This is a genomic window from Bartonella sp. CM120XJJH, from assembly GCF_042194715.1.
Taxonomy (GTDB): domain Bacteria; phylum Pseudomonadota; class Alphaproteobacteria; order Rhizobiales; family Rhizobiaceae; genus Bartonella.
In genome coordinates, this window is the sequence record NZ_JBHINE010000015.1 from 42,370 (window position 1) to 49,225 (window position 6,856).

Below are 6,856 nucleotides of genomic sequence, written 5' to 3' on the forward strand. Positions count from 1 at the left end.
ACATACGTTAGTCAGTTTTACAACATAGTGTTATTTATTTACGCTTCATTTTGTACATAAAAATACCTAAGTTAAGGTTTTTAAATGCACAAACCCTTGTAATATCAGATAAAAGGATAAAATCACGATGATAAAATATATGAAATGGATGACTTCTGTTTTCCTGGTTGCAATCAGCTTTGCAACACTTTTATGGACTCATACGAGTATTGCAAATACGAGTATCCAGACAAATGTAACGATTGATCATGTTTCAGGCACAACTTCTGTTCCCGCTTCTCCGCAAAAGGTTGTTGTGTTTGATCTTGCATCGCTAGATAATATGAATCGCCTTGGTATCCAAGCGGTTATCGGCCTTCCTGAAGGAAAAAAACCTTCCTATCTGCAACAGTTTGATGATGCAAAATATGAAAGAATTGGAACCGTTTTTGAGCCAGATTATGAAAAAATTGCCACTCTTCAACCCGATTTGATTATTATTTCCTCCAGAACCCAAGCAAAATATACAGATTTATCCAAAATAGCCCCAACAATTGATTTAACAGTAGAAAACGAAAATTCTCTTGCAGATATTAAACGAAATGTGTCTATCCTTGGAAAAATTTTTGGCAAAGAAAAAGAAGCAGAAAAGGAAATTGCAAAAATCGATGAAGCTTTCGCTGAAGTCCGTAAAAATACTAAAGGAAAAGGCACCGGTCTCATACTCATGACCTCTGGTGGAAAAATCAGTGCTTTCGGACCAAAATCACGTTTCGATATTTTTCACTCCGCTTTTGGAATTGCCCCCGCAACCGATAAACTTACCGTGCAAAAACATGGACAACTCATTTCTCCTGAATTCATTCTTGAAACCAATCCTGATTGGTTGTTGGTGATTGATCGTGATGCAGCCATTGGACGAGAAGGACAATCCGCAGCACAATTGCTCAACAATGAGCTTGTTCACCGCACAACAGCGAGCAAACAAAACCAAATTATTTATTTGGACTCTTGGAGCTGGTATCGTGCAAATGGTGGTTTAACGGCACTCATTGAAACCGCTAAGCAGATCAATGAAGCCTTTACAAAGAGCAAATAAGCGTACAAAAGAGCTTGCTTGATATATAAATAAAATTTAAAAGCAGAGGCTGTTTATTAAGCAGTCTTTGCTTTTTGTAGGTTTTGTTAGAAAATGATTTAACGTGAAGAATTACTGGATAACCATAACACTTCTAATTTTCCTGTCTATCCTCAGCATTTTTGTTGGTTATTCTGATGTCACACCTTCTGACCTATTCGCAGCCGATCCTCATGCGTGGCTTATTTTTTGGCAAACACGTCTTCCTCGTACCATTGCAATCCTTTTAGTAGGTGCAGCACTTGCACTTTCAGGCATGATTATGCAACTATTGACACGCAATCGCTTTGTCGAGCCATCAACCGCCGGAACCGTTGAATCTGCTTCCCTTGGCATTCTTTTTATTATGATTTTTTTGCCCGATATCCCTGTTTTAGGAAAAATGGTCGTTGCGACAATTTTTGCCATGGCAGGCACTTTACTTTTTATGTTTTTATTGCGACGCATTCCTCTAAAATCTGCTCTCATTGTACCCCTTACAGGGATTATGCTAAGCTATATTATTGGCTCTTTAACCAATGCCATTGCAGATTATGAAATGTTACTCCCTTCTCTTCAAGCTTACTTATTTGGCAGTTTTGCGATGGTTCTTGAAGGAAAATATGAGCTCTTATGGCTATCTCTTCCCCTTTGTATTCTGGCCTATTGTACTGCTGATCGCTTTACGGTTGCAAGTTTGGGAGAAGATTTAACCAATAACCTTGGATTGAATTATCGTGTTGTCATGTTTTTTGGTCTTTTTATTGTCGCCTCAATCACTGCTGTTGTTGTCTGTACCATTGGCCGTATTCCTTTTGTTGGACTCATTATTCCCAACCTTGTGTCAAATTTCATGGGCGATAATATGCGCCGTACTGCTCCTTGGGTGGCCATCAGCGGTGCAGGATTGGTCTTGATTTGTGATCTTGTAGGACGAATAATTCATCCTTCTCTTGAAATTCCCATCAGCACTATGATGGGGGTAATCGGTAGTTTTATTTTTATGATACTGCTTTTACGCTGGAGAAAGCGTCTTGGATAGAAGAAGAAAAACAATATGTGTACTAACAACACTTATCATCATAGCATGTACTGTCATTAGTCTTTACATGACGTGGAATATCAATGTGTATACATGGACATTTCGTCTTACAAAACTTTCCTCTCTGCTTCTTATTGCCTATGCAATAAGCGTTTCTACGGTTTTATTTCAAACAATCGTTAGTAACCGTCTTCTTACCCCTTCAATTATGGGATTTGATCAGCTTTATATTTTAATAAAGACTGTCCTAATGTATTTTGTAGGCTCTCTTTCTTTGCCCTTTTTGAATGAAGAAGGACAGCTCGTTCTTGAAGCCCTCATTCTTATTCTTTTTTCAATAAGCCTTTTTCGCTGGCTCTTTTCAGGAAGCCTAAAAGGACTTCACCTAACGCTTTTAATTGGTGTTGTTTTAGGCGGCTTTTTTTTCAGTTTACGGATGTTTATGCAATTGCAACTAAATCCAGACCAAATGATGAATTTAACGGATATTATGTTTGCAAATTTTAATAAATTCAATACACCATTAATAAGCTTTGCCACAATCATTGTCTTCATTGTGAGTCTGATTGGATGGCAGTCCCGTCATCTTCTTGACATTTTGGCTTTGGGACGTGAAAATGCCCTCAATCTTGGCGTTAATTACCACAAAAGTGCGACAGCTGTCCTTATTTTTGTTTCCATTCTCGTTTCCATTTCCACCGCATTAGTAGGGCCCGTCACCTTTTTTGGACTGTTGGTTGCCAACCTTTCCTATGAACTTTCTCCTCAAGCAAAACACAGTGTTGTTCTTCCAATTGCAATATTATTGGCTATTATTTGTTTGGTGGGGGGGCAATTTATTTTAGAACAAATTTTTCATATGGCAGGACGTTTAAGTTTTATCATTGAGTTTTGTGGGGGAATTGTTTTCTTAATGTTGCTGATGAAGGGAAAACTAAAATGATTGAGATCAATCATCTTTCCAAAGCTTACGGAGCACGATTGATTATCGATAATTTATGCCTTCATCTTCCCAAGGGAGGGATTATTTCTCTCATTGGGCCGAATGGTTCGGGAAAATCAACTCTTTTAATGCTGATAAGACGTCTTTTGCCACACCATAATGGTACAATTCATATCGACGGCTTTGATATTGATAAAATGCCCCACGATATTTTGGCTCAAAAGCTCTCAATTCTGCGTCAAGATAATCCTTTATCCTTCCGTTTAACCGTATACGATTTAGTAAGTTTCGGACGCTATCCTTATTCAAAAGGCTGGTATACACATGAAGATAAACAATTTATCGACAGTGCGCTACGCTATCTGGGCTTACAAGATTTAAAAGACCGTTTTTTAGATGAGCTTTCTGGCGGTCAGCGTCAACGTGCTTTTATAGCCATGGTTATCTGCCAAGACACTGATTATCTTCTCTTAGATGAACCATTAAACAATCTGGATATGAAACACGCCGTTTCTATGATGAAGCAGTTACGCCGCACAGCTGATGAACTGAAAAAAACCATTCTTATTGTTATGCACGATGTTAATTTTGCATCATCTTATTCAGATATGATTGTTGCACTGAAAAATGGGAAAGCAGCCTATTGTGGAACTCCCAAAGAAATTATGCAACCAGAAATTCTTAAAGACATTTATGATGTCGATATTCAAATCAAAACAATCAATGACATCCCTATCGCTCTTTATTATCGATAACCATAAAGATTTTTTGCGCTTGCATGCACTATAGAATCTGCTAGGGATAGTAAAATGGGCTTATTGGGGAATAGTTTAATGGTAGAACAGCGGACTTTGACTTCGTCAATCTTGGTTCGAATCCAAGTTCCCCAGCCAGTATTTAATGATTTTAGCTTGCCATCGGGTTTTGTATAATTTGAAAGCAGGTTTTACATCAGTTTATTTTTTTCAAAGGATATTCAAAAACCTTTCAATGGTTATTTAAAACCCCTTTAGTGCATATTTTTCTCTTCCTCTAAAAATCGCAATTTGAGATGATAAGCTCTTGAGCTGGAGCGGTTTCCTTGAACCACATGTATAAGATATGTACCAACCCCTTTTATCTTAAATTGGCTAAAGATTTTTCGGATTTGAGGCACATCATTGAGAGAGAAGAAACTTCCCTTTAATTGCGCAAGCAGAGCAAACATCGTCTGGTAATCCTCTCGTAAATAAATCCTTTCCATAGTAATACACGTACATCTGGCTCTGTTTATAGCAATGCCAAGGTTTCATATCATGCCAAGATCTGGGATAAAGCCTACGGCAATGCAAAATTAAACAGTTAAAGTAAAGTAAGTGTTGTTTCCCCAAAATGTAAGGTTTATGACAACAATAACATTATCAAGATTATGGATATAAACAAATAAACGACAGGCATGGGGACGCCTTATCTAATAGCTATAAACCTATCTAAAGAGAGAATTTATAAAAGAAAGCCGAACCAAGTAACATGATGCGGCTTTCAGATATTGATTATAAGATTCAAATGAATCATCCACAATGGAGTAATGAATGCATATATACAAAACGTATTATATTGCAAGTGCTCTATTAGAAATATGAAAACTTATCAAAAGAAAATGCATCTTAAATGAATGTCTTCTCAATAAGGCTTTCATAAGTATCTTTTCATTTTGCACTCAAATGTAACTTCTTTGCAAATTAACCAGCTCAAATTTGAGTTGGCAAAATCAACCAATCCAAAATTGGAGGCATTATCTTTAGAGTAGAGCCATCTTTAAACATTATAGCTTTTGACTCAAAATTGAGTAAAATACCATGCCTTAGATTTTACAATGGTTTTGAATTTTACTGCCTCATTTTTTTTCAATAGGTGCCCCCCAAATTTGGGAGGAGCTCATTTGGTTTCGTATTTTTAAACTGTACCTTTTAAAACGTTTTTTGCTCGCTTGCTTGCGTTATATCATTAAAAGGCTTTCAATTTCATAAGACATACCATTGTGATGATAGTATCTATATAATGCCTGCCTATCATTTACTAACTTTTTAGTAAGCATTTTTAAAAACGATCTTGTCTTTAAATCTTTTTATGCAATCTTTATGAACTCAATCTATAAGCTTATGATAGTCTTAAACGATTATTCCTTTTAAGGTTTTGCTTAAATAAAGAGCAAAACACATCCCATTCTTAAACGTATGCAATTTATATTATCGATAATTCCAAACGACTGAAATTTTAAACAATGTGATTTGTGCTGTGATAAAAACGTATCATAAAATTTATGACCTGTTATGAATGATAACCGCTTTTCATTTCATTTGAATGCACATATGCGTTATAATATTTACATCATGATTAGCTTTTTATGGTCTATACATCCATGGCAATCTTATATAAAAAATGATCAATTCAAACATGCATAAAAGTATGGATTCTTAAGTGGATTCATATAAAATAATTTCACTTAATGTATTGACTTTATTAGTTTTTATGAACAATGTCTTTTTAGCTTCAAACGATATCAATTTCCTTGTAAAGAATATTCCTCCCATTCCAACAAAAGGCTCAGTATAAGTGCGATGGAGAATAGCTTATATGATTTTACAAGTAATGATCACTGGCCATGCAATAACGCCGACTGATCCCCAAGCCAATTAGACTGCCTGTGGGAACAGGCAGGTTGTGGGGCTGAATATAAATGGAACAGCACCGAACGAATAAGCCACACGTCGAAAGCAAGCCTCTAGCGTGCATAGCTTATAGGTTTTGGAAACAAACAATTATTATAATTCAGGTATTATAATTCAGACGATTAAAGATCGGATCTCAAGCTTTTTAATCTAGTGGACAAACACGAATAATATGTCCGTCTGGATCTTTGATGAGGAAGGTACGTCCAAATACATCAGTATAGGGTTTCTTCAAGACATTTATCTCAACAGTGGTTTGCTCTTTCCATTCCGCATAGAGCTTATCTACGTCCTCTCCCTTAGGCAACATAATGCCGATTTCTGAAAAACGAGGCACATTTTCCTCAAGGCGCATCGCCCCCAGACCAGAGAGCAAAGAGTACGTCACCCGAAGAAGCAAACGCAACATAGCGTGGCGAGATGAATACAGGCTCTTTCTTGAAGATGAATTTGTAAAAAGCTGTAGAATACTCTACGTTTGATGCGTATACCAACTGCAGATTTGGGGTAACAGGATAAGTGGGGATATTACTCATAAATTCTCCATAATTCAGTAGCGACTGCCTGACAGGCATATACCTATACTAGGGAATATTCCAACAAGAGTTTGTGATGCTTCCGTTCGCGGTGTGCTCTATTTATATGTTTTTATTCCCTTATCGCTATACGCTAACATATCGAGACCGCCACTACTGGGATTATAATGATATCTCTATCGCTCTTTATTATCGATAATCATAAAGATTTTTTGCGCTTGCCTACACTATAGAATCTGCTAGAGATGGTAAAATCGGCTTATTGGGGAATAGTTTAATGGTAGAACAGCGGACTCTGACTCCGTCAATCTTGGTTCGAATCCAAGTTCCCCAGCCAGAGTAGCTGTTTGTAGCTTGCCTGTGTAGCTTGCCAGCGGGTTTTGTATATTTTGCCACTAGGTTTTGTAGCAATTTATTTTTTTCAAAGAGTTTTAAAGAGGTTCTCAAAGGGTCTTCAAAGGTCTTTCAAAGATCATTTAAAACCTCTTCCATGAATCTTTTTTTCTTCCTCTAAAAGTCGCAATTTGA

General features: G+C 36.8%; 5 protein-coding genes, 2 tRNA genes and 1 pseudogene. 6 read left to right on the forward strand and 2 right to left on the reverse strand.

Going from position 1 to position 6,856, the window contains the following annotated elements; all coding sequences use genetic code 11:
• Positions 1 to 127: 127 nt before the first annotated feature.
• From ACFIKU_RS06805 to ACFIKU_RS06825, 5 genes are all read left to right on the forward strand, one after another.
• Entirely contained in the window at positions 128 to 1,078 is a 951-nt protein-coding gene (locus ACFIKU_RS06805) for a siderophore ABC transporter substrate-binding protein (protein WP_375657059.1), read from the forward strand.
• A 103-nt stretch (positions 1,079 to 1,181) separates the two neighbouring features.
• A complete protein-coding gene (locus ACFIKU_RS06810; protein WP_375657060.1) occupies positions 1,182 to 2,138 on the forward strand; it encodes an ABC transporter permease in 957 nt (318 codons plus the stop codon).
• Complete coding sequence (locus tag ACFIKU_RS06815) at positions 2,131 to 3,081, forward strand: iron chelate uptake ABC transporter family permease subunit (RefSeq protein WP_375657061.1); 951 nt, start codon at positions 2,131 to 2,133, stop codon at positions 3,079 to 3,081. Before ACFIKU_RS06810 ends, ACFIKU_RS06815 begins: the two co-directional genes overlap by 8 nt.
• Positions 3,078 to 3,836 carry an ABC transporter ATP-binding protein gene (locus tag ACFIKU_RS06820; protein WP_375642313.1) on the forward strand — a complete coding sequence of 253 codons (759 nt, stop codon included), beginning with the start codon at positions 3,078 to 3,080 and terminating at the stop codon, positions 3,834 to 3,836. The genes ACFIKU_RS06815 and ACFIKU_RS06820 overlap by 4 nt, the downstream gene beginning before the upstream one ends.
• A gap of 64 nt (positions 3,837 to 3,900) precedes the next feature.
• A tRNA-Gln gene (locus ACFIKU_RS06825) sits at positions 3,901 to 3,974 on the forward strand.
• Between the two features lie 139 nt (positions 3,975 to 4,113).
• Here ACFIKU_RS06825 and ACFIKU_RS06830 read toward each other — a convergent pair.
• Positions 4,114 to 4,325 (reverse strand): annotated as a pseudogene (locus tag ACFIKU_RS06830) (DNA adenine methylase); the annotation flags it as partial.
• 1,612 nt (positions 4,326 to 5,937) lie between these two features.
• Entirely contained in the window at positions 5,938 to 6,201 is a 264-nt protein-coding gene (locus ACFIKU_RS06835; protein WP_375657062.1) for a hypothetical protein, read from the reverse strand.
• A gap of 390 nt (positions 6,202 to 6,591) precedes the next feature.
• On the opposite strand from ACFIKU_RS06835, the gene ACFIKU_RS06840 reads away from it, so the two are divergent.
• A tRNA-Gln gene (locus ACFIKU_RS06840) sits at positions 6,592 to 6,665 on the forward strand.
• Positions 6,666 to 6,856: the final 191 nt, after the last annotated feature.

Bases quoted from the DNA above. Each gene is read 5' to 3' on its own strand.
- ACFIKU_RS06805 (WP_375657059.1), top strand. From the start codon at position 128: ATGATAAAATATATGAAATGGATGACTTCTGTTTTCCTGGTTGCAATC.
- ACFIKU_RS06820 (WP_375642313.1), top strand. From the start codon at position 3,078: ATGATTGAGATCAATCATCTTTCCAAAGCTTACGGAGCACGATTGATT.
- ACFIKU_RS06835 (WP_375657062.1), bottom strand. From the start codon at position 6,201: ATGTTGCGTTTGCTTCTTCGGGTGACGTACTCTTTGCTCTCTGGTCTG.